The organism is Cohnella thermotolerans DSM 17683 (assembly GCF_000429825.1).
Taxonomy (GTDB): Bacteria; Bacillota; Bacilli; order Paenibacillales; family Paenibacillaceae; genus Cohnella; species Cohnella thermotolerans.
Genome location: NZ_AUCP01000074.1, coordinates 1 through 21,042, shown reverse-complemented (window position 1 = coordinate 21,042; position 21,042 = coordinate 1). Strand labels below are relative to the sequence as shown.

General features: G+C 62.7%; 18 protein-coding genes. 3 read left to right on the top strand and 15 right to left on the bottom strand.

The features are described from left to right. Positions 1–19 precede the first annotated feature (19 nt). Entirely contained in the window at positions 20–1,105 is a 1,086-nt protein-coding gene (locus G485_RS0114420) for an LCP family protein (RefSeq protein ID WP_027093141.1), read from the top strand. Positions 1,106–1,232: 127 nt separating this feature from the next. On the opposite strand, the gene G485_RS0114415 is transcribed toward G485_RS0114420, so the two are convergent. The 6 genes from G485_RS0114415 to G485_RS0114390 all read right to left on the bottom strand — a co-directional run bounded on the left by G485_RS0114415 (position 1,233) and on the right by G485_RS0114390 (position 7,690). Continuing rightward, entirely contained in the window at positions 1,233–1,508 is a 276-nt protein-coding gene (locus G485_RS0114415; RefSeq protein ID WP_027093140.1) for a DUF1294 domain-containing protein, read from the bottom strand. 33 nt (positions 1,509–1,541) lie between these two features. Next, complete coding sequence (locus tag G485_RS0114410; RefSeq protein WP_027093139.1) at positions 1,542–3,227, bottom strand: glycerol-3-phosphate dehydrogenase/oxidase; 1,686 nt, start codon at positions 3,225–3,227, stop codon at positions 1,542–1,544. 142 nt (positions 3,228–3,369) lie between these two features. After that, positions 3,370–4,860 carry a glycerol kinase GlpK gene (gene glpK, locus G485_RS0114405; protein WP_027093138.1) on the bottom strand — a complete coding sequence of 497 codons (1,491 nt, stop codon included), beginning with the start codon at positions 4,858–4,860 and terminating at the stop codon, positions 3,370–3,372. Positions 4,861–4,888: 28 nt separating this feature from the next. After that, positions 4,889–5,455, bottom strand: a complete 567-nt coding sequence (locus G485_RS0114400; protein WP_027093137.1) for a glycerol-3-phosphate responsive antiterminator — start codon at positions 5,453–5,455, stop codon at positions 4,889–4,891. Positions 5,456–5,535: 80 nt separating this feature from the next. After that, positions 5,536–6,246, bottom strand: coding sequence for an MIP/aquaporin family protein (locus G485_RS0114395; protein ID WP_027093136.1), 711 nt, complete (start codon positions 6,244–6,246; stop codon positions 5,536–5,538). A 10-nt stretch (positions 6,247–6,256) separates the two neighbouring features. After that, positions 6,257–7,690 carry an aminotransferase-like domain-containing protein gene (locus G485_RS0114390; RefSeq protein ID WP_051318292.1) on the bottom strand — a complete coding sequence of 478 codons (1,434 nt, stop codon included), beginning with the start codon at positions 7,688–7,690 and terminating at the stop codon, positions 6,257–6,259. Between the two features lie 118 nt (positions 7,691–7,808). Here G485_RS0114390 and G485_RS0114385 point away from each other — a divergent pair, with 118 nt between their 5' ends. Beyond that, positions 7,809–8,738 carry a DMT family transporter gene (locus tag G485_RS0114385; RefSeq protein WP_027093134.1) on the top strand — a complete coding sequence of 310 codons (930 nt, stop codon included), beginning with the start codon at positions 7,809–7,811 and terminating at the stop codon, positions 8,736–8,738. A gap of 127 nt (positions 8,739–8,865) precedes the next feature. On the opposite strand, the gene G485_RS0114380 is transcribed toward G485_RS0114385, so the two are convergent. The 9 genes from G485_RS0114380 to G485_RS0114340 all read right to left on the bottom strand — a co-directional run bounded on the left by G485_RS0114380 (position 8,866) and on the right by G485_RS0114340 (position 20,213). Next, positions 8,866–12,195 carry an Ig-like domain-containing protein gene (locus G485_RS0114380; RefSeq protein WP_027093133.1) on the bottom strand — a complete coding sequence of 1,110 codons (3,330 nt, stop codon included), beginning with the start codon at positions 12,193–12,195 and terminating at the stop codon, positions 8,866–8,868. Positions 12,196–12,627: 432 nt separating this feature from the next. Continuing rightward, the gene (gene cobO, locus G485_RS0114375; RefSeq protein WP_027093132.1) at positions 12,628–13,176 is read right to left on the bottom strand and encodes a cob(I)yrinic acid a,c-diamide adenosyltransferase; all 549 of its coding nucleotides are present in this window, start codon (positions 13,174–13,176) and stop codon (positions 12,628–12,630) included. A 3-nt stretch (positions 13,177–13,179) separates the two neighbouring features. Next, the gene (locus G485_RS30445) at positions 13,180–14,721 is read right to left on the bottom strand and encodes a cobyric acid synthase (RefSeq protein ID WP_027093131.1); all 1,542 of its coding nucleotides are present in this window, start codon (positions 14,719–14,721) and stop codon (positions 13,180–13,182) included. Then, a complete protein-coding gene (gene cobD / locus G485_RS30440) occupies positions 14,714–15,814 on the bottom strand; it encodes a threonine-phosphate decarboxylase CobD (RefSeq protein ID WP_027093130.1) in 1,101 nt (366 codons plus the stop codon). The genes G485_RS30445 and cobD overlap by 8 nt, the downstream gene beginning before the upstream one ends. Before the next feature lie 17 nt (positions 15,815–15,831). Next, positions 15,832–16,659 carry an adenosylcobinamide-GDP ribazoletransferase gene (gene cobS, locus G485_RS0114360; protein ID WP_027093129.1) on the bottom strand — a complete coding sequence of 276 codons (828 nt, stop codon included), beginning with the start codon at positions 16,657–16,659 and terminating at the stop codon, positions 15,832–15,834. After that, positions 16,629–17,612, bottom strand: coding sequence for an adenosylcobinamide-phosphate synthase CbiB (gene cbiB / locus G485_RS0114355; protein ID WP_027093128.1), 984 nt, complete (start codon positions 17,610–17,612; stop codon positions 16,629–16,631). Before cbiB ends, cobS begins: the two co-directional genes overlap by 31 nt. Continuing rightward, the gene (gene cobU / locus G485_RS0114350) at positions 17,609–18,181 is read right to left on the bottom strand and encodes a bifunctional adenosylcobinamide kinase/adenosylcobinamide-phosphate guanylyltransferase (RefSeq protein ID WP_027093127.1); all 573 of its coding nucleotides are present in this window, start codon (positions 18,179–18,181) and stop codon (positions 17,609–17,611) included. Before cobU ends, cbiB begins: the two co-directional genes overlap by 4 nt. A gap of 34 nt (positions 18,182–18,215) precedes the next feature. After that, positions 18,216–19,265, bottom strand: coding sequence for a nicotinate-nucleotide--dimethylbenzimidazole phosphoribosyltransferase (gene cobT / locus G485_RS0114345; RefSeq protein ID WP_027093126.1), 1,050 nt, complete (start codon positions 19,263–19,265; stop codon positions 18,216–18,218). A 156-nt stretch (positions 19,266–19,421) separates the two neighbouring features. Next, a complete protein-coding gene (locus G485_RS0114340; protein WP_027093125.1) occupies positions 19,422–20,213 on the bottom strand; it encodes an ABC transporter ATP-binding protein in 792 nt (263 codons plus the stop codon). Between the two features lie 581 nt (positions 20,214–20,794). On the opposite strand from G485_RS0114340, the gene G485_RS0114330 reads away from it, so the two are divergent. Further along, on the top strand, positions 20,795–21,042 hold a 248-nt coding region (locus G485_RS0114330; protein ID WP_027093124.1), incomplete at its 3' end, for a transposase.

Here is a 21,042-nt window from a genome sequence, read left to right as displayed (position 1 = left end):
CTCATTCGGAGGATGCCCTATGTCCCAAACGCACACAAAAAGGAAAAAGCGCCGGGCGGTCGCCATCGCTTGCATCGCTCTTGGCGCGATTCTCCTCCTCGTCGGCTCCTATACGGTTTACCTATATATAAAAGCCGATTCCGCCATCCAGAAGATGGCGGCGCCGGAGCGGCCGTCGCCTGCGCCTTCGGGTACGACCGACATCGCAGGGGGATCGCCGGAGGCCGGCGCCCCCGGGACCGAACCGCCCGGCGCCAGAAAGTCGCTCACCTTCCTGCTCGCAGGCATCGACAGCCGCGCAGGCAGCGGCGGCACGCTGAACACCGACGTGCTCATGCTGGCCACGCTGAATACGGAGACCCATACGGCCAGCCTTCTGTCGATTCCGCGCGATTTGCAGTTGAAGCCGAAGACGCTGAAGTCCCATAAAGCCAATTACTATTACGCCTATTTCTACAACCAAGACAAAGAAACGGCCATCGCGAACACGAAGGCGTTCTACAGCGAGCTGTTCGATTTTCCGATCGATTATATGGCGCTCATCAATTTCGACGGGCTGCGCCAGCTTGTGGATGCGGTCGGAGGCATTACGGTCGACGTCGACATGGACATGAAGTACCGCGATACGGCAGACGGCACCGACATCGATCTCAAGAAGGGCGTGCAGAAGCTCAGCGGCAAGCAGACGCTGGACTTCGTCCGCTATCGCAAATCGAACGAAGGCACCCAGGAGTCGTCGGACATCGCCCGCAACGGACGGCAGCAGCAGGTGCTGACGCAAATCGTTGACAAATTGGCTTCGTTCAAGGGGATGACGCAGTGGGGCAACGTACTGGACATTATGGGGAACAACGTCAAGACCGACGTTCCGGAAGACGAGTTGCGGTCCTGGATTATGAATTTCCAACAAATGAAGCCGGCCCGGACGACGATGATTCCGCTGGAAACCCGTTGGGAAAATCCGTACATCGTCGTCAAAGAGGACACGTTGCGCCAGGCGCTCGAACGGCTGCGCTCGGAGGCCGGCCTTCCGAAGGATGATCGGCTCCAGCTGGCCGACGTGGTCGGCGTCGATTCTTCTGCCGACGATTCTTCGCTTGAATAACGATCCGTAACGGAGGAACCGCAATGGCTGCTATCGAACAATTCGCCGCGCTGGGTATCCGCCCGAAGAAGGGGACGTCGTGCTGCTGAAGCCTCGACGAACCGGTGCCGAACGGCACGCCGGTCGCTTAGAGGGCGTTCAGGCCGCGAACGACGGCCCAGACGCAAATCGCATTGAGCGCGAACAACGCCGGAATGCCGAACACGAACGAGGCGTGCTTCGTCTTATGGCGATAGGTTCGCATGCCGAGCCAGGCTCCCAAGGCGCCTCCGACGGCGGCGACCAGGAACAGATTTTTCTCGGGGACGCGCCTCATCTTCGCCTTGGCGCGTCCCTTGTCATATCCCATCATGCCGAAGGCGATGAAGTTCACGATAAGCAAATAACCGATGATAACCGTCATTCGCACCAAGCCTCCCGATCGTTCGTCCCTTTATTATGGACGATCCTCGCCTTTGCCGTCTACCGGAACGACGGCATTGCGCATCTCCTCTTCGACCTCCTTCACGTATTGTTCCAGGACCGAAGCCTCCCAGCCGAGAAGCTCGCCCATCAACCCGGCGACGGGCTGCAAATAGCGGCGAACGAGGGCGATGTCGAACAAGAGCGCGCCCGTGCGCCGGATGAAGAAGTCGGCCGGCGTCAATGCCATCTCCTCCGCGACCGCATAGCGGACGGCCAAATACAGATCCAGCGGCAAGCCCCATGCCTCGGACCGCTCCGCGGCTTCCGGCCCCGCCATCCGGAACAGGCGGTCGACATTGGAGCCGTAGAAGCGCGCAAGCTTCCTTCCCGCCTCCTCGGACAAGCCGTATGACGCCGCTTCCCGCGCCTTCCGCTCGACGAACGCGGCGAATCCGACCGACCCGCCGACATCTCCGCCCGACAGGGGAAGGGTCTTCGTCCGGCACGGCCCGAGCTCCTTCCCGATTCCGCCGGCCGCCTTCCGAACGACCCGGTCGACGACATGCTCGGCCATCTTCCGGTAGCCGGTCAGCTTGCCGCCCGCAATCGTAATAAGGCCGGACGGGGACTCCCAGATCTCATCCTTCCGTGAAATTTCGGACGGATTCTTCCCCTCCTCGAAGATGAGCGGGCGGACGCCCGCCCACCCGGATTCGATATCCTCCGGGCGAAGGCGCGCTTCCGGGAACATGTCGTTTACCGCGCGGATCAAATAGTCCCGGTCCTCAGCCGTCAGCGTCGGCCGGACCGGATCCCCGTCATAGAACGTGTCCGTCGTGCCGACATAGGCTTTGTCGCCTCTCGGAATGGCGAAGATCATCCGCTTGTCCGGCGTATCGAAGTAAACCGCCTGGCGGAGCGGGAACCGGGCCCGGTCGACGACGAGATGCACGCCTTTGGTCAATCGCAGCCGCTTGCCGTTCAGGGAACGGTCCATCTCCCGGACCGAATCGACCCAGGGTCCGGCGGCGTTGACGACGACCCGCGCGCGGAATTCGGCCGTCCGGCCGGTCAGCCGGTCGACCGCCGCCACGCCCGCGATCCGGCCGTCCTCGTACAGCAGCCGCTCGACCTTCGCGTAGTTAAGCGCCGTCGCTCCGAGCTCCACCGCCTTTTTGACCGTCTCGATCGTCAGTCTGGCATCGTCCGTCCGGTATTCCACGTAATACCCGCTTCCGCGCAGCCCTTCCTTGCGCAGCAGCGGCTCGCGCTCCAGCGTCGCCTTCCCGCTTAGCATCGTACGCCGTTCGCTCCGCTTGACGCCGGCCAAATAATCGTAGACGAGCAGCCCGAGCGACGTGGAGAAGAAGCCGAACGTGCCTCCTTGGTAGATGGGAAGCATCATCCGCTCCGGCGTCGTCACATGAGGCGCGTTCTCGTAGACGACGGCCCGTTCCCGGCCCACCTCGGCAACCATCTTCACTTCGAATTGCTTCAGGTAGCGCAAACCGCCGTGCACGAGCTTGGTCGAGCGGCTCGACGTGCCTGCGGCGAAATCCTGCATCTCGAGCAGGAGCGTCCGCAGCCCGCGCCCGGCCGCATCGAGAGCGATCCCGCAGCCCGTAATTCCTCCCCCGATCACAATAAGATCGTAAAGCGCCCCTGCATTCCGCTCGAACCAATCGGTCCGGTTCAAGCCGCCCATGTTCTGCGACATTCGTGTTCTCCTCCTCTGTGCGAAGACAAAAAGAGACCACAATGTCATTATGGTCAAGTCTCCCATAATGATAAAGTGGTCTCTCGTCAGTCTCCAACCGATGCTTATTTACTTGTTGTTCCCACTATACCACAAGCGGCGCTTATTTGAAAGCCATAGCCGCGGATACCGCCTTTTTCCAACCGCCGTACAGCCGCTCCCTTTCCGCGTCGGACAGCGTGGGGGTAAACGTGCGGTCGATGCTCCACTGCCCGGCGATCTCTTCCTTGCTGTCCCAGTAACCGACCGCGAGACCGGCCAGGTAAGCGGCGCCGAGCGCCGTCGTCTCGTTCACGACCGGCCGCTCTACGGGAACGTTCAGAATGTCGCTCTGGAATTGCATGAGGAACCCGTTCGTCACGGCCCCGCCGTCGACCCGCAGCGTCGTGAGCGAAAGACCTGAATCCGCTTCCATAGAAGCGAGAACGTCTCGCGTCTGATACGCAAGCGATTCGAGCGTCGCCCGGACGAAATGCTCCTTGCTCGTTCCCCGGGTCAGGCCGAAGACGGCGCCCCGGACTTCGCTGTCCCAATAAGGGGTTCCAAGGCCGACGAACGCGGGCACGACATAGACGCCGTCCGTCGATTCGACCCGCAGCGCGTACGCTTCGCTGTCCTTCGCGTTCTGGAACATGCGCAAGCCGTCCCGGAGCCATTGGATGGCCGAGCCGGCCACGAAGACGCTTCCTTCCAGCGCGTACTCGACTTGGCCGCCGATTCCCCAGGCGATCGTCGTCAGCAGACCGTGCGACGAGGCGACCGCTTTATCCCCGGTGTTCATGAGCATGAAGCAGCCGGTGCCGTACGTGTTCTTGGCCATTCCCCGCGCGAAGCACGCTTGCCCGAACAACGCGGCCTGCTGGTCGCCGGCCACCCCCGCGATCGGCACCTCGCAGCCGAAGAAATGGTTTTTGTCCGTATACCCGTACACCTCCGAGGAAGGCCGGACTTCGGGGAGCATCGACCGCGGAACGGTAAGCAGCCCGAGCAGCTCGCTGTCCCATTCCAAAGTGTGGATGTTGAACATAAGCGTTCTCGAAGCGTTCGTATAATCCGTCACATGGATCTTCTGCCCGGTAAGCCGCCAGATCAGCCACGTATCGATCGTGCCGAACAGCAGCTTCCCTTGCTCCGCCTTCTCCCTGGCCCCTTCGACGCGGTCGAGAATCCATTTGACCTTCGTTCCGGAGAAGTAGGCGTCGATGAGCAGCCCCGTCTTTTCCCGGAACAACGGTTCGCGGCCGTCCCGCTTCAGTTGCTCGCAAATGTCGGCCGTCTGGCGCGATTGCCAGACGATCGCGTTGTAGACCGGCATGCCGGTCTCCCGGTCCCACACGACCGCCGTCTCCCGCTGGTTCGTAATGCCGATCCCCGCCACCTGCTCGGGCTTCACGCCCGACTCCGACAGGACGGTCGCGATGACCGCGAGAACCGATCCCCAGATTTCGTTCGCGTTATGCTCGACCCAGCCCGGATTCGGAAAATACTGAGTGAATTCCTGCTGCGCCGAATGGACGACCCGGCCGCTCTTGTCGAACAGAATCGCCCTCGTGCTCGTCGTTCCCTGATCCAAAGACAGAATGTACGTATCCATGTTCCGTACCCCTCCCGTTTAAACTCCTTTATTCCGGCCCGTCGCCGGTTTGCCCCCACAAGCTCATGTTGCTCGTCGATACCGCGACCGCTCCCGCTCCGAACAGAACGGGCAAATCCTCCCGGCCCTCGATGAAGCCGCCGAGAATGACGTCGATTCCGAGCTCTTGTTTGATCAAGCCGACCTTCGGGTGCGAGTAGCTCGGCAAAATCTCGATATAATCCGGTTTGACGAGCGAGGCCGAATGAATGATCGTCTTGACCGATTGGGAATCGATCAGGAAGCCGCGCTGGATGGCCCCCAATCCGTACTTCTTCGCATGAAGCAGGCAAGAGGTTCGGGTGCTGATGATACCGTCGATCTTGATCACTTTGCTCAGAAAATGAACGGACGCTTCGTCGTCCTTGATTCCCCTCACCATATCCAGATGCAGGTATATTTTCTTGCCCGCCCTCTTGACGCTGGAGACGATGTTCTGCAGATGAATGATCTCCCCGTCCAGCAGGAACAAGATCTCCTGCGGGGAAGCGAGCGCGCGCTCCAGCTCCTTCATGCTGCGAACGGCGGGAATGACGGAATGTCGTTGGATAACCATAGGGAAGCCGCCCTTTAAAGTTCAATTGGAGGATATGAACTTATCATAAAGCAATTTGCCCGTCAGGAGATACCCTTCGTTCATTTGGGGAAAATCCAAACGTACAACCCCGCCGCAAGCACGGCGCCGACAATCGGGCCGACGACCGGCACGAGGGCGTACGACCAGTCGGAGGAGCCTTTGCCGTGAATCGGAAGCACCGCGTGCGCGATTCGCGGCCCCAAATCCCGGGCGGGATTGATCGCATAGCCCGTCGTTCCTCCAAGCGACATGCCGATCGCGACGACCAGGAAGCCGACGATGAGCGGATTCAGCCCGTCCGTAAATTTGTTCCCGCCGAACGCCAGCAAAGCGAGAATCAGGACGAACGTGCCGATCGCCTCGCTCACCAGATTGGCCCCCGGGCTGCGAAGGGCGGGACCCGTCGAGAACACGGCCAGCTTCAGCTCCTTGTTCTCGGTTGCCTTCCAATGGGGCAAATAATGCAGCCATACGCCGACCGCCCCGAGGAAGGCGCCGATCATTTGGGCGGCGATATATTCGGGCACTTCACTCCAGGGGAATTGCCCCGCCACCGCGAGCCCGATCGTGACCGCAGGATTCAGATGCGCCCCGCTGAAGCTGCCGACGCAATAGACGGCCACGGCGACCGCCAGACCCCATGCCATCGTAATGACGATCCAGCCGGCATTTTCCGCTTTGGACTTCGAGAGCAGCACGCCGGCCACCACCCCGTCCCCGAGCAAAATCAAGATCGCCGTTCCCAACATTTCCGCCACGAAAGACGACATCGCGCGCCGGTTATTCCAAGAGCCGGTTCGCCAGCTCCGCGAGGCGGCGGGCGCCTTCCCTCAGCTTCTCTTCGCCGACGAAGGAATAGCTGACCCGAATCCACGAGCCCCGTTCGCGCTGGGGATCGCAGATCAGACCCGGCACGAACGAGACGGATCGTTCCAGACTCGCTTCGAGCAGCGCCTCCGCAGACAGCCCCGAAGGAAGCTTGAGCCAGAGGTTGAGTCCCCCTTGCGGACTGACCCATGTCCAGGGGGCCGCGGCCAGCTCCTCCTCCATAATCTCTTTGCGGACCTGCAGCGCAATGCGAAGTTTGTCCAAATGCCGGCGAACCCGCTCCGATTCGAAGTAATGCAGGAAAATTTTCTGGTTCACGAGCGGCGCTCCGTTGTCGGCCAGCGACTTGGCCGTCAGGAACGGCTTCATCACTTGCGGAGCTCCGGCGACGGCGCAAATTCTCAGTCCCGGCGAGACATACTTGCTGAAGCTGCGCAGGTGCACGACCCATCCCCCCGTATCGTAGGCCAAAAAAGGCGGAGGAGGAGGCGCGTCGAAGTACATTTCGTGGAACGAATCGTCTTCGATCAGCAAGCAGCGGTAGCGTTCGGCCAGCTCGACCAGCTTTTTGCGCTGCGGGGCCGGCACCGTATGCCCCGTCGGATTGTGAAAGGTCGGGTTCAGGTAGAAAATTCTCGGCTTGTGCAGAGCCATAAGCTCCTCCACCCGATTCAGGTCGTAACCGTCCGGAGCGATGTCGACGGACAGAAAGCGGGCGCCCTGCTGGCGGAAAATATCGAGCGCCGCGCTGTAAGTCGGCCTTTCCACGAGGATCGCGTCCATGGGCCTCACATAGAGGCGGGCGAGCAGATCGATCGCTTGCTGCGCCCCTGTCGTGATGACGAGATCGGACGCCTCGAGCGGAATTTTGGCATTGTCCGCCAAATAGCGGGCCAGAGCTTGCCGCAGCTCCCCGTCTCCCTGGACGTCGCTATACGTTCCCATCAGCTTGGGATAAATGTCGAACACCTTTTTCACATATTCGGACAGGAACAGATTGGGCAGCAAATTGGGGTCGATCATCGCCTGCGAAAACTGATAGTCGACGGGAAGACGCTGGATTTCGGTGAGCGAGTCCCGGAGAAACGGCGGGGAAGCGGGAAAATCCGAATCGGAAAACGCGGGCGCCGCGCCGCCGGAAGCCGGACTTACGTAGTACCCCGACTTCTCCCTCGCGTAAATCTTGCCCTCCTCCTCCAGCATCCGATAGGCGCGCATGACCGTCAGCCGGTTCATCCCGAATTGCGCGGCGAGCAGCCGGACGGATGGCAGCCTGTCGTGCGGCTTCCATTCGCCCGATCCGATTCGTCTCGCCACATCGTCGTAAACGCGTCTGTACAGCCGTTTTCCGTCGTGCGTCGTCCCGAGCGGCCTGTTCGCGGTCACCGTCTTCCCCCTCCTTTTCTGCCCATTATACCAGCAAAGTCCCCGAATCTGTTCTATATCCCTCCATCTGGTCTAATCGCCTTCCGGTATGATACATACATGCGAAGGAGGAGTAAACATGGTTATCGCTGGATATTTGCTCATTTGCCTGATCTTCGGAACGACGTTCCTGGCGATCAAAATCGGCGTCGACGCTTCGGTGCCGCCCTTCTTCTCGGCCGGAACGCGCTTTCTCGCCGCAGGTCTTCTCTTGTTCGCCTGGATGGCCTGGAGGAAAAAAGCCGGCTTCTCCCTGCTCCTGCGCCGGGAGATGGCGATTGCCGGCTTCTCCCTGACGTTCGGCACGTTCGCCGCCCTGTATTGGGCCGAGCAGTACGTCGAATCGGGCATCGCGGCCGTGCTGTCCGCCTCGGGACCGTTGTTCGTCATGCTGCTGCAAGCCGCCGTCCTGCGTCAGAGAACGACGCCGCTGTCGCTTGCGGGTTGTCTCCTCGGCTTTCTCGGCGTCTTCCTGCTCATGCTTCCCCGGCTCGCGGTGTCGGCCGACGGCCATTGGATGGCGGGAAGCGTCGTCATTCTCGCCGGCGAATTCCTCTATTCTGCGGGGGCTTTGTATTCCAAACGCGTCATGCAGCGCTTGCCCGCCGTCTCCCCCGTGGCGATCAACGCGGCCCAAATGATGTACGGAGGCTTGATGCTGCTCCTCCTCTCGTTCGGGACGGAGAACATGGGCGGAATCGAACTGTTCCGGCCGGACGCGCTCGGCTCCTGGCTGTACTTGACCGTCGCCGGCTCGATGGTCGGCCACACCCTGTTCGCCTGGCTCGTCTCCAGGACGAACCCCGTCTTTCCTTCGACGTGGCTGTACGTCTCGCCGCTGATCGCCCTGACCATCGGCGCGCTGTTCTACCGCGAGGCGCTGGAGTGGAGCATGGCGCTCGGCGGAGCCGCCATCGTCGCCGGCACCGTCATCGCCAACTGGGACAGCCTGCGGCAGCTGTTCCGCAAGCCGGATCCGGCCTCCTCAAGTTTTGGCAAGCACGCTTGAGCGGACGCCTGGCTGACGAGTGCTTGATCGCCGTCAAGACAAACGGCCCGCAAGAGGCCGCTCCCTTCGGAGCGTCCTTCTTGCGGGCCGCAGCCCGGTTAAGGCGATTTACGGCCGTTGCCGCTTGTCATTGAACCCCGAAGGCGACATCGTCCGTCTCGGGCGACTGCTGGTTGTAATCCCGGATCGCCTTGGCTCCTTCGGAGGAAATATGGAGCTTGCCGATCTGGCCGGACGTCAGGGCGGGAACGCTCAGCGCGACTGTGCGGCCCTGAAGCGAACCCGACGTCGGCTTGACGGAACGGCCGCCGATCTCGATGTCGAAGAAGTCCGTCTGGTTCGTATAGCCCGTAATCGGCTCGCTGAACGTGATCAGAATCGCCGACCCCCTCGCTTCCACCTTCGAGATCGACGGTCTGGCGTTCGCCGCGCCGTTCGAAGTGAACACGGCTTCGATCGTGTCGGAGGTGCCGCGCAGCGCCTCTCCCAAATCGTCCGTAATTTGGCCTTCGCGGGAGTCGTATTCGAGCCGGTACCGTTTGCCGGACTGCAGCGTTTGCTCCTTGTTCGCGTTCAGGTAGACGGTCAACGCCGTGCGGTCGTCCGATTGGACGTAGACGGCGTAGCCGTTCTTGTCGATGTTGATCTCGCTGTCGCGGTCCGATTCGTTGTAGAGCGTGAAGCCTTTCGGATCGCCGATGCGCACGGGCTTCGTAAACTTGACTTCGAACGTATAGCGGTCCTTGGACGTCACCCGGTCGATCCGGGGAGCCTGGTTGACGGCCGACGTTCCTTTGAACGACAGTTCGTACGTGTGCGAGCCGTCCTTCGTCTGAATGGCGTTCCAGCCCGCCGCATCCGTGACGCTGCCGCGGAATTGCAGCCAGTACGTTTGGCCCGCCTTCAGCTCGTCGTCCGCATAGAGCACCGCTTCGGTGACGACGCGGCCCGGGTCGCCCACGCTGTCGGAACGGATCGGCACGCTCGAGCCGTCTTCACGGAGAATGACGAAGCCCGCCGGGGAGACGTTGCGAACCGGCTCGCTGAACGTCACCTTCACGGCCTGGTCGTTCACCGCCGCGGCCGCGACTGCGTAAGGCGCTTTGTTCGCCTTCTCCGTGCCCGCGAACGGCTTCTCGTTCGCGCCTTTGTCCGTCAGCAGCCCGTCGATGCCCGTCACCCGGCCGATATAGACGCGACCGGATTTGAACAGCGTCGGGTTGGCTTCCTTCTCGGTGCGGAACTGGACGGTGACGACGTTGTCCGTCCCCGGCTTGCGCGACACGTACGAACTCCAACCTTCGTTGGACAGATTCGCCCCGTTGTCCTTGATAATAGCCAGCTTCAATTTAGCGATGTCGGCGTCGTACAGCGCCCGGCTGAACGTCGCCTGCACCGTGTTCTGGTCGACGGCGGAGAGCGACTGCAGCGCGATGGACGCCGCCGTATCCGAACCCGCTCCGACGAATTGCAGCCGGGTGTTCGATTGGATCGACAAACCGCTTAAATCGATGACCTGGTTGATGGTCAGCGTGTAGACCGCGCCCGGCGTCTGCGCCGAAGTCGCGAGCGTGACCGTCCGCTTGGCGTCGTCGTATTTCGCGCTTTGGACGGAGAGCCCGCCGTCGAGCTTGTAGTTGCTCGTGCGGGTCGCCGAAGCGCTGTTCAGCCGTTCGCTGAACGTGAGCACGATTTGCTTGGAGGCGGCGGCGATGCCGGTTACCGTCGGCGGCGTGTTGTCGACGACCCCGCCGAACCACAGGTTCGATTGCTTATCCATCACGTTGCCCGCCAGGTCGGCGATGCCCTTGACGGTCAAATTGTACAGCACCGCGTCCTTCTGCTTCGAGGTCGTCAGCTCGACGGCTTTCCCTCCGTCCGCTATGACGGCGCTAAGCACCGAGAGTCCGTTGTCGATGCTGTAGTTGCTTTTGTTGGTCGCCTGGGATACGTTCACCTTCTCGCTGAATTGCACGAGAACCGAAGAGTTGCCCTGAACGGAGACGGAGACGACGGTCGGCTTCGTTCGGTCGGTCCCTCCGGTGAACGTAAAGCTCTTCGTGTCCAGCTCGTTGCCCGACAGGTCGGCAATGCGCCGGATCGTCAGCTTATATTCCTGCCCGTCCTCCTGCGCGTTCGTGTACAACGTGACAGTGAGCCCGTCGGACGCCACGGTCGCCCGGTACACGTACAGTCCGTTATCGAGCAAATAATTGTCCGTGTCTCTGGCGTCGTTCACGTTGATTTTCTCGCTGAACACGACTTTGAGCGTATTGTTGCCCAGGTTCGTCACGGATTTGACCGTCGGCTTCGAGTTGTCGTCGACGCCCTTGAACGTCACGTCGGTGCGCGTAGCCATCGAGTAGCCGGACGAATCCTTCACGCCGCGCACGGTCAGCCGGTACGAGTAGCCGTCTTCCTGCTCCGAAGTGGCGATGACCACGGACTTCCGGTCGTCGGACAGCTCGAACGACAGCAAATCCAGATCGCCTCTCGTCACCTCGTAGTTGTCGGGGTCTTCCGCCGTCGAGCGGTTCAACGTTTTCGAGAACGTCAGCTTGATCGTTTGATTGCCGAGGTTGGTGACCGAGACGATGCGCGGCCGATTGATTTCGCTCGAACCGCCGCTTGAAGAATCCGATACCGCCGTATACCGCCAGGCCGTACCGTCAATGAACAGCGTGTGAACGACGGATGCGCTCTGCGGTCCGGTCAGCACCGTGACGCTCTTGCCGTCTGTCGAAAGGGTCGTCTGCAGAATCGCGATGGAACCGCCTTGCGCGTTCCGCAGCGAGAAACGGGAGACGTCCGCGGCTTTGACCGCCTTGTTCAACGTTACGAGAAGCGTCGTGTTGGAGAGCGGTTGAACGGAGCTCACGTCCAGCTTGCCGCCGTTCTCCTGATCGACGGCATAAGCCGCTTCGACGAGCAGGGCGCGCGTCGCATTAGCCGTATAGTCGGCCTGGACGGGAATGAAGTTGTGGTCGAGCGCGATGCTGACGGACCCGCGCGCCCACAGGGAGGCTTTGCCCGTTACCGGCGTCGAGCCCGTGCCCTCGTAGCCGTAGGCGCGAACGAGCACCGCGGCGAGCTGCTCCACCGTCACCGGCGTAACGGGGGAAAATTTGCCGTTGCCGGTTCCCTGCATGAGCCCGGCTTTGCTGACCGCCTCCACTTCCGCGTACGACCAGCGCGTCTTAAGCACGTCGCTGTACGTCGCTTTGGCCGGCCTCGTCTCTTCCATACCCCACAAGCGGAACAGCACGGCCGCGAACTGCTCCCTCGTCATCGGGTCGTTAAGACGGGAACTGCCGTCGCTGAAGCCGGTGAAAATTCCCTTCTCCTTCAGCGCCTCAAACTTCTGCTGCGTCGAGAGCGTCTGCGCTCCGGCCGCCCATGACGGCAAACAAAGCGCGAACAGCAAAACGAACATCAGCAACTTCCCCATTCTGCTCATCTGTCTCCTCCTTATTCCGTAAGCCCGGGAGCGTACGGTTGCAATGGATCAAGCAAGAACGCCTTCGGCGTCGTCTGACGACGAAGAAGCTTTGCGGAGATCATTCAGAAATGAACAAGCGTGGAACTAATTCCTGAATGATGAACATAAAACGCAGAAACGATACGGAAAGTTTCACCGGTGGACAGGGGAGAACGAGCGTGGATAAGCCCATTTTTTCGCGGAAATCGTGGACAAACCAACAAAAAGCCTCCCGGGACGAGAGGTTGGTAGAGGGTCGTTTGAGAGGATAATAGAGACAATATGTATCAATTTGTCAGAAAAAAGTTGCCAAAAAAAAGTGCCTTGAGCTGCGCGGCTCTCTAAGCCGCTGATGTCGGCTTACACCGCTAACCTTGCTTCAACCGAGCTCATCATGCGCGCCGGTTCGGATTACATCTCGATGCCCATAACCGCCGGAACGCCTTCGTCGTAGTAATGCTTGACCGCCTGCATCTCCGTGACCAGATCCGCCATCGCGAGGACGTCCGGAGGCGCGTTCCGGCCGGTCAGCACGACATGCATCCCCTGCGGGCGGTTGCGGATGACGTCCAGCACTTCGGCGAGCGGCAGCACGTCGTCCACCGGGAAGCGCTCGATGGACAGCGCGTTGTTGATCTCGTCGAGGACGATGACATCCGCAGCACCGCCTGCGATTCGTTCCTTCGCATAGCGCCAGCCTTCTCGCAGGGCCGCCCGGTGCTCCTCCGGCGTTTTCGTCCACGTGAAGCCGACGCCCGTCTGCACCATTTCGACGCCCAGCTTGCTCAGAGCGATTTGCTCCCCGTACGAGCGCTGAGGCGATTTGATGAACTGAATGATCAGCGCGCGCTTGCCGCGTCCCGCCGCCCGCACCGCCAGCCCCACCGCCGCCGTCGTCTTGCCTTTGCCGTCCCCCGTGTAGACGAGCACGAGTCCCCGCTCTTTGCTGGGCTTGTCCATCGCTCATTCTCCTTCCAGCATTCGATAGATTCGCGCAACGTCGAGATGCCGGCGGACATGCGCCGCCAACCGGTCGAACGAACGCTCCCGCCCGTCCCGATAAGCCGTCTCCGGGCTTGCGGGACCGAGGCCTTTGTCGCGTCGAATGGCATTCAGCCAGGAACGCCTGAAGGCGTCATTGTCGAAAAGGCCGTGCACATACGTCCCGAACTTTCGGCCGTCCTCGCTGACGGCGCCGTCGGGACGCTCGTCCTCCGGATCGTCCGCCGTCCGGAGCCGGACAAGCGGCCGGACGGAACCGACGTTCACCGTCACGCCCATATGGATCTCGTAGCCTTCCACGGGGAGGCCGACCGTCCCTTCCTCTCCCGCGGCGATCGATCCCGCGACGCGCACCGTCCGCTTCTCCTTCGCGAACGTCGTCTCCTGCGGCAGCAGGCCGAGCGCCTCCGTCACGCTGCGGCCGGACTCGACGCCGTCCGGGTCGAGCAGCCGCAGGCCCATCATCTGGTAGCCGCCGCACAGGCCGGCGATCCGGCCCCCGCGCTCCGCGTAGGCGAGCAGCTTCGCCTCCAGCCCCGTCTCCCGCAGGAAAAGCAAATCTTCCGCGGTGTTTTTGCTGCCGGGCAGCACGACCGCATCGGGCTCGCCCCATTCCCTTGGGTCCGTGACGTAGCGCAAGCGCACGTCCGGCTCGGAAGCGAGCGCGTCGACATCCGTGAAGTTCGAGATGCGCGGATAGCGAAGGACGGCGATGTCGATCGGACGGCTTCCGGCCGGCGCGACTGCCGTCAGACCTTTCCCTCCTTTGCCGTCCAGCGAAGCCGAATCCTCGTCCTCCAGGCCGAGCTGCGGCAAATAGGGCACGACGCCCAGCACGGGCTTGCCGAGCCGCCGCTCCAGCCAATCGATTCCCGGCTGCAGCAGCGAGACGTCGCCGCGAAATTTGTTGATGACGACGCCCCGAACCCGCTCGCGCTCGTGAGGCTCCAGCAACTCCAGCGTCCCGACGATGGACGCGAACACGCCGCCCCGGTCGATGTCGGCGACGAGCAGGACGGGTGCGTCGGCCCACTCGGCCAACCGCATGTTGACGATGTCGCGTTCCTTCAGGTTGATCTCGGCGGGGCTGCCCGCCCCTTCGATGACGACGATGTCGAAGCGCTGCCGCAGCCGGCCGAGCGCTTCCTTGACGATCGCCTCCGCCTGCGGCAAATAGCGCTCGCGGTACGTCCGCGCATCCAGATCGCGATAAGGCTTGCCGTGGACGACGACCTGGGAGACCATGTCCTTCGTCGGCTTAAGCAAAATCGGATTCATGTCGGTCGTCGCCTCGATGCCGCAGGCGTCCGCCTGCATCCCCTGCGCGCGCCCGATTTCTTTGCCGTCCGGCGTCACGTAAGAGTTGTTCGACATGTTCTGCGATTTGAAAGGAGCTACCCGATAGCCATCCTGCTTGAAAATCCGGCACAGGGCGGCGGTAAGAACGCTTTTGCCGACGTCCGAGGCGGTTCCTTGCAGCATGATCGTTCGCGCTTCACGCATGGGCGGGAGCTCCTTTCGCGAACGCTTGCTCCAGCTCCCGAAGCAGCCGCTCGTTCTCCTCGCGAAGCCGCACCGCCATGCGGAAATGGCGTTCGGTCAGCCCGGGGAACAAGGAGGCGTCGCGCAGCAAGATGCCCCGTCCGGCCAAATAGTCCTGCAGCGCGCGCGCCGTCCAGCCCCCGTCGGCCGGCAGCTCGCCGAGCAGGTAGTTAACGTCGCTCGGGCAGACGTTTATGTTCAGTTCGCTCAGCCGGTCCGTCAGCCACGGCCGCTCCTCCTGCAGCCAGGCGCGGGTCCGGGCGGCGTACTCCCGCTCGTCCAGCACCGCTTCCCCGATCCGCTGGGCGAGGAAGTTGACGCTCCAGGGCGGCTGCAGCGCCTTCAACTCGGCAATTCGCCGCGGGTGGGCGACCATGAAGCCGAGGCGGATGCCGGGAATCGCATAAAATTTCGTCATCGAGCGGAACACGGCGAGCCGCTCCGACTCCGCCGCTTCGCGGAGCAAGGAGACGTCTTCCTCCTGCGGCACGAAATCGATGAACGCTTCGTCCAGCAGCAGCATCGGAGCCGAGCGCCGCAGCTCGTCCATTGTCCGGCGCGGAACGAGCCGCCCCGTCGGATTGTTCGGGTGGCCGAGGAACACGCAGCCGTCCCGGGACAAGCCGCTTGCTTCTGCCGCCGCGGCGCTGCCGGGAAGATAGCCCTCCTCCGCGGACAGGAGGTGCGGCTTGATCGGTACGGCTTCCTTGCGAAGCGCGTCCTCGTATTCCTTAAAAGAGGGCTGCGCCAGCAGCGCTTCTTGCGGCCGCAAGCCGCGCACGGTCAGATCGATCAGTTCGGCCGCACCGTTGCCGACGAGAATGCTGTCCGGCGAAATCCCGTACGTCCGCGCCAGCTTGCTCCTTAAGCCGCGCACGGCCGGATCCGGATAGCGGACGATTTCGCGCCAATGGTCGCGGAAAATCCGCCCGACCGATTCCGGCGGCCCCGCCGGGTTCATGTTGGCGCTGAAGTCGAGCCAGCCGCCTTCCGGCCGCCCGTAGCGTTCCTCCGCGGTCGTCCAGTCGCCTCCGTGTCCGTATCTCTCCAGCATCCCGCTATCCCCCCTACTCAGCTGTTGTACAAATAGGCGACTGCCGCGAGCAGCAGTGCCAATTCGATACACTCGTTCAGCGCGCCGTAAACGTCGCCCGTCAGCCCGCCGAGCTTGCGGGATGCCGACGCCGCCAGCAGCGAGCCGGCGCCGTAGGTGACAGCGGCAGCCGCGAGCAGGAAAACGGCGGCTTGGCCGAACGGCCAGACGTCCGTGACCGCAAGCGCAGCGGCGGTCAGCAGGCAAGCGAGCGCAGCGGCGGCCAGCGCGTGCTTCGCCTTGACGGTGCGGAACAGCCCGCCGAAGCCGCCGCCGCTGTCCGCCCGCGCGTAGGGCCAGCCCGCGATAGCGGTCGCCAGGAAGGCGCGGCTCCAGACGGGAACGACCGTCAGAACCGCCGCCGCGAAGGCGCCTTGCCCGGGAAGAAGCGAAGCGAGCAGCGCCGCCCGCAGCAGCGCGGCCAGCGTTCCGGCCACGACGCCCATCGCGCCGACCCGGCTGTCCTTCATAATCTCCAGCATCCGCTCGCGGGAACGGTGGCTGAGCAGCCCGTCGGCCGTATCCATCAGCCCGTCCATATGCAGCGCTCCCGTGACGCCGATCCATAGAACCGTTACGAGAACGGCGGCGACCAGCGGCGGCAGCGCCGAACCGAGCAGCCAGCCCGCGAGCGCGAGCAGCACGCCGATGACGAAGCCCGCCGCCGGGAAAAACGCCACGCTCCGCCGAAAATCCCCGTCCTCGTGCGCGGCGCCCGCAAGCCGGGCGGGCACCGGCAGCCGCGTCAGAAACTGCAGCGCGGCCGCGAACGCTTTTAGCGCGTTCCGAACGCTATGATGAGCCATACGCACAGCAATCCCCCCGCGATTATATAGCTCGTGCCGTACAGCATCCGCACCGAACGGATGATGTCGTCCGGCTCGAGCGGACGGCGCGGCCAGCCCATCCGGGCCCGCTCGCTGACGACGCCGCCGTAGCGGTTCGTCCCGCCGAGCTCGATGCCGAGCGCGCCGGCGACGGCCGACTCGGGAATGCCGCTGTTCGGGCTCGGATGCAGCCGCGCAAACCGGCGAACGGCCCGCCTCGCGTCCGCAGCGGATGCCCGCTTCATGCAGGCCGCGGCCGCGACGAGCAGCCAGCCCGTCAGTCGGGCCGGAATCCAGTTCAAAGCGTCGTCCAACCGGGCCGACGCCCAGCCGAAATACCGGTATTTGTCATTGCGGTAGCCGACCATCGAATCGAGCGTATTCGCGGCGCGGTACAGCATGGCCATCGGCGCGGCCCCGATCAACGCGAACAGCAGCGGGGAGACGAACGCGTCGACCGTGTTCTCCGCCACCGTCTCGACCGCCGCCCGCGACACTTCCTTCTCGTCCAGTTCGTCCGTGTCCCGCCCGACGATCCAGCCCACTTTTACACGCGCTTCGGCCATATCCCCTCGGATCAGGGGCTCATAGACGCGTATGGCCGCCTGCTTCAAACCTTTGACCGCCAGCGTCGTCGAGACAAGCCAGACGTTCGCCGCGAAGCCGAGCCACGGATGAATCCAGCGGGCAAGCGCAACGACGCCCCACGCGGCGGCCATCGCTGCGAGCGTGACGGTCAGCGTGAGCACGATGCCCTTGCCCCTGACTTTCCAGGCGGCTTCCGGTCTGAGCAGTCTTTTCTCCAACGTCGAGATCAGGCGTCCGATCCCGACGACCGGATGGGGCAACCGGACGGGGTCTCCGACGAGCCAATCGACCGCAATGGCGAGCAGCGCGATCAGAATGGCCTTTTCCGGCGAATAAAAAATCATGGTTTGACGTCCGCTCCCGGCCAGCGAAACGCGATTTGGCGCAGCTCCACCGGAATGCCCGCGGTGACGAGGAACACCTCTTCGCTGACCGCCGCGATCCGCTGATTCATGATGCCGGCCAGATCGCGGTACAGCCTGCCGAGCGGATATTCCGGCACGATGCCGTCTCCGACTTCGTTCGTGACGAGAATGACGTTGCCTGGGTAGCCGGCCAGCGCGGCTTGCAGCTCGTCGATCCGCCGCATCGTGCGCTCCCGGGCCGCCGCCTCGTCTTCTTCCCGCTCCAGCAGCACGTTCGTCAGCCAGAGCGTCAGGCAGTCGACCAGCACGACAGGCTCCGCCTTGAGGCGATCAAGCGCGCCTGCCAGATCGTTCGGCTCCTCCAGCGTCTCCCAGCGGAACCCGGTGCGCTCCCTCTGGCTGCGGTGCAGCGCGATCCGCTCGCGCATCCCGTCGTCCAGCGCCTGGGCCGTCGCCACGTATGTGCCCCTGTCCGCCCGCAGCGCGGCGTATTTCTCGGCGAAGGCGCTTTTGCCGCTGCGCGCCCCGCCGGTTACCAGCACGACCATCTCCGTTGCCGCCTCCTTCGTCGCCTCGTCCGTCCTAAGCTTCGGATACGCCCGCGCTGTCGAACGTCGCCATCTGGGCCAGCACGTTGCAAGCCGCATCGACAAGCGGAAAAACAAGCGCGGCTCCGGTCCCTTCGCCCAGCCGCATTTGCAGGTGCAGCATCGGCTCGAGCCCGAGCTCGCGCAGGGCGAGACGGTGTCCGCGTTCCTCCGAGAGGTGGGACGGAAGAAGGTAATTCAGCGCGGCGGGGGCGAGACGGACGGCCGCAATCGCGGCGACGGTCGAGATGAACCCGTCGATGACGACCGCCCGGCGTTCGGCCGCCGCGCCGAGAATGAGGCCGGCGAGGCCGGCGATTTCCAGCCCTCCGACTTTGGCGAGCACGTCGAGCGGATCGGTTCGGTCGGGCCGGTTCGTGTCGAGAGCCCGCCGGATCGTCTCCTCTTTGCGCCTTACCCCCGCATCGTCCAGTCCGGTTCCGCGGCCGACGACTTCCGTCGGGTCAAGGCCGCCGAACGCGGCCAGCATCGCGGCGCTAGGCGTCGTGTTGCCGATGCCCATCTCGCCGGTGGCGAACAGACCGACGCCTTGCGCCGCCAGCTCACCCGCCAGGCCGATGCCGACCTCGATCGCGCGCACCGCTTCCTCTCTTGTCATCGCCGCTTCGCGCGCCATATTGGCCGTTCCCGCCCGGACTTTGCGGGATACGAGCCGCTCGTGCGACAGCTCGCCCAGGACGCCGATGTCCACGCAGACGACTTCGGCTCCCGTTTGGCGCGCCAGCACGTTGATCGCCGCTCCGCCGGCCAGAAAGTTATGCACCATCTGGCCGGTCACCTCCTGCGGGAACGCGCTGACGCCTTCCGCGCATACGCCATGGTCCGCGGCCATGACGACGACCGCCTTCTTCGGCGGGGCGGCCACCGTCTCGCCCGCGATTCCGGCCAGCTTCACGGCCACCTCCTCCAGCTTGCCGAGGCTGCCCGGCGGCTTCGTCAGCCGGTCCAGCCTGCGGGCCGTCTCCTCCATCGCCCGCCGGTCCAGCGGCCGGATCGCCTGAATCGCATCTTGCAGTTTGTTCATCCCTGCACCTCCGTATCGTTGCTCCGCCTGCGCATTTTGCCGTGCATCAGGTGAGGCACTCGGTTACTCTCTTTCCGCCATCGTCCGCTATTTCGCGCCTTGACTAGCTTTTGCCCCTACACACAATAGCGGCAAGGCCCCTCAGCCCGCGTCCTATCAATCGCGGCCGGTCCATCCGCCGGGCTGCAGCATCACCTGCGGAACGCCGTGCACAGGATGCTCCGTTACGATCGGCTTGACGCCGTAGACGCCGCCCAGCGTCTCGGGCGTCAAAATCGCATCCGGCGAACCGATTCCGACCACCCGGCCGCGATGGAGCAGCAGCAGGCGGTTGCAGTAGAGCGCCGCCAGATTCAAATCGTGCAGCACGGCGACGACCGTCAGGCCCGCTTCCTGCTGCCATTCGCGGATGCGGTCCATCAACTGAATTTGCCGGCCGATATCGAGGTAGGTCGTCGGCTCGTCAAGCATCAGCAGCAGCGGCTCTTGCGCCATCACCTTCGCCAGCGCGACCCGCTGCTTCTCGCCGCCGCTCAAATGCTCGAGCGTCCGCTCCGCCAGCACGGCGAGATCGAGCTTGTCCATGATCGCGCCGATCAGCCGGTCGCCATCTTCCGGCTCGTCCCCGAGCCAGTTCCGGTGCGGATACCGCCCCATCTCGACGACCTCCCGCACCGTGAAGCCGACCGGCGGCAGCGGATCCTGCTCCAGCACCGCCATCTCGCGGGCAAGCTCCTTGCGGGCGTAATCCATGACCGGCTTGCCGCGGAAACGAACCGTCCCGCCGCCCGGCTTCTCCACGCCGGACAGCAGCTTCAGCAAGGTCGACTTGCCGCTTCCGTTCGGCCCGATGATGCCGAAAAATTCCTTCTCCCGTACGTCGAAACCGACATCGTCCAAGACGCGAACGCCCCCATAGGACATCCATATCCGTTCCGCTTCGATCATCCGCTCACCTCCCGTCGCAGCACCAACCTGGATCTACCATCTATTAACACATTCTTCTGTCGAAAGACCCCAATGTCTCTATATCCCCGCCGCAGCGACGTTGCTTCATTCTATCAGGTTCGAGAATGCACCACCGCCCAAACCTTTCCCGGTTCCGACAGCACGTGGCGTCCACCTGCCGCCTGGCTTCGGCGCTAATGAACCGAGATCACGCTATTCGGCCCTATTTCTTCATGATGAGATTCTAACGAACTGGAAAACCGTTATTGGGCTCGTAAGTCGCTCATTTGACCGGTTTATTCCGACTTAGCGTGTCTCAGGTTCGTTACCATTCGAAAACAGCCGTTTTGCCGCAAATAAGGATTCTGGAGTTCGTTACATTCTGCCAAATACAACAATAGTCTGATTAGCCGGCTCGTCGTTCGACGAATTCGAGCAATTCCGGCAGTTTCGGCGGCTTAAGCGCTTGGGCGGCGAACTTGTGCAGCTCTAAAAGTCCGGTGAAAAAGTCCGCCAAGCAGGCTTTTACCACGGTTTTGTCGAATTATACAGTAACACGACCATTGAAAGAGTGATTGAGCATGAAAGCAAGTAAGTCGTCGACCATCCAGCCTCAGTTGTTCCAATTCATCGACATGGATGAACTCGTGCCGAAAAAGCACATTTTGCGCCAGTTGAACGAAGCTATCGATTTCTCTATGGTCTATGATTGGGTGGCACCACTGTATACGGAGAGTACTGGGCGTCCCGCTGCCGATCCGGAGCGGATCGTCCGACTGACGTTGCTTTCGTATCTGTTCAACCACTCCGAACGGGAACTGTATCAACT

Coding starts and splice junctions, on each gene's coding strand:
- cbiB (WP_027093128.1), bottom strand. CDS start 17,612: ATGATTTTTTATTCGCCGGAAAAGGCCATTCTGATCGCGCTGCTCGCC.
- G485_RS0114400 (WP_027093137.1), bottom strand. CDS start 5,455: ATGGTTATCCAACGACATTCCGTCATTCCCGCCGTTCGCAGCATGAAG.
- cobO (WP_027093132.1), bottom strand. CDS start 13,176: ATGGACAAGCCCAGCAAAGAGCGGGGACTCGTGCTCGTCTACACGGGG.
- G485_RS0114395 (WP_027093136.1), bottom strand. CDS start 6,246: ATGTCGTCTTTCGTGGCGGAAATGTTGGGAACGGCGATCTTGATTTTG.
- cobT (WP_027093126.1), bottom strand. CDS start 19,265: ATGAACAAACTGCAAGATGCGATTCAGGCGATCCGGCCGCTGGACCGG.
- G485_RS30445 (WP_027093131.1), bottom strand. CDS start 14,721: ATGCGTGAAGCGCGAACGATCATGCTGCAAGGAACCGCCTCGGACGTC.
- cobS (WP_027093129.1), bottom strand. CDS start 16,659: ATGGCTCATCATAGCGTTCGGAACGCGCTAAAAGCGTTCGCGGCCGCG.
- G485_RS0114385 (WP_027093134.1), top strand. CDS start 7,809: ATGGTTATCGCTGGATATTTGCTCATTTGCCTGATCTTCGGAACGACG.
- cobD (WP_027093130.1), bottom strand. CDS start 15,814: ATGCTGGAGAGATACGGACACGGAGGCGACTGGACGACCGCGGAGGAA.
- G485_RS0114420 (WP_027093141.1), top strand. CDS start 20: ATGTCCCAAACGCACACAAAAAGGAAAAAGCGCCGGGCGGTCGCCATC.
- G485_RS0114410 (WP_027093139.1), bottom strand. CDS start 3,227: ATGTCGCAGAACATGGGCGGCTTGAACCGGACCGATTGGTTCGAGCGG.
- G485_RS0114380 (WP_027093133.1), bottom strand. CDS start 12,195: ATGAGCAGAATGGGGAAGTTGCTGATGTTCGTTTTGCTGTTCGCGCTT.
- G485_RS0114340 (WP_027093125.1), bottom strand. CDS start 20,213: ATGATCGAAGCGGAACGGATATGGATGTCCTATGGGGGCGTTCGCGTC.
- cobU (WP_027093127.1), bottom strand. CDS start 18,181: ATGGTCGTGCTGGTAACCGGCGGGGCGCGCAGCGGCAAAAGCGCCTTC.
- glpK (WP_027093138.1), bottom strand. CDS start 4,860: ATGGATACGTACATTCTGTCTTTGGATCAGGGAACGACGAGCACGAGG.
- G485_RS0114415 (WP_027093140.1), bottom strand. CDS start 1,508: ATGACGGTTATCATCGGTTATTTGCTTATCGTGAACTTCATCGCCTTC.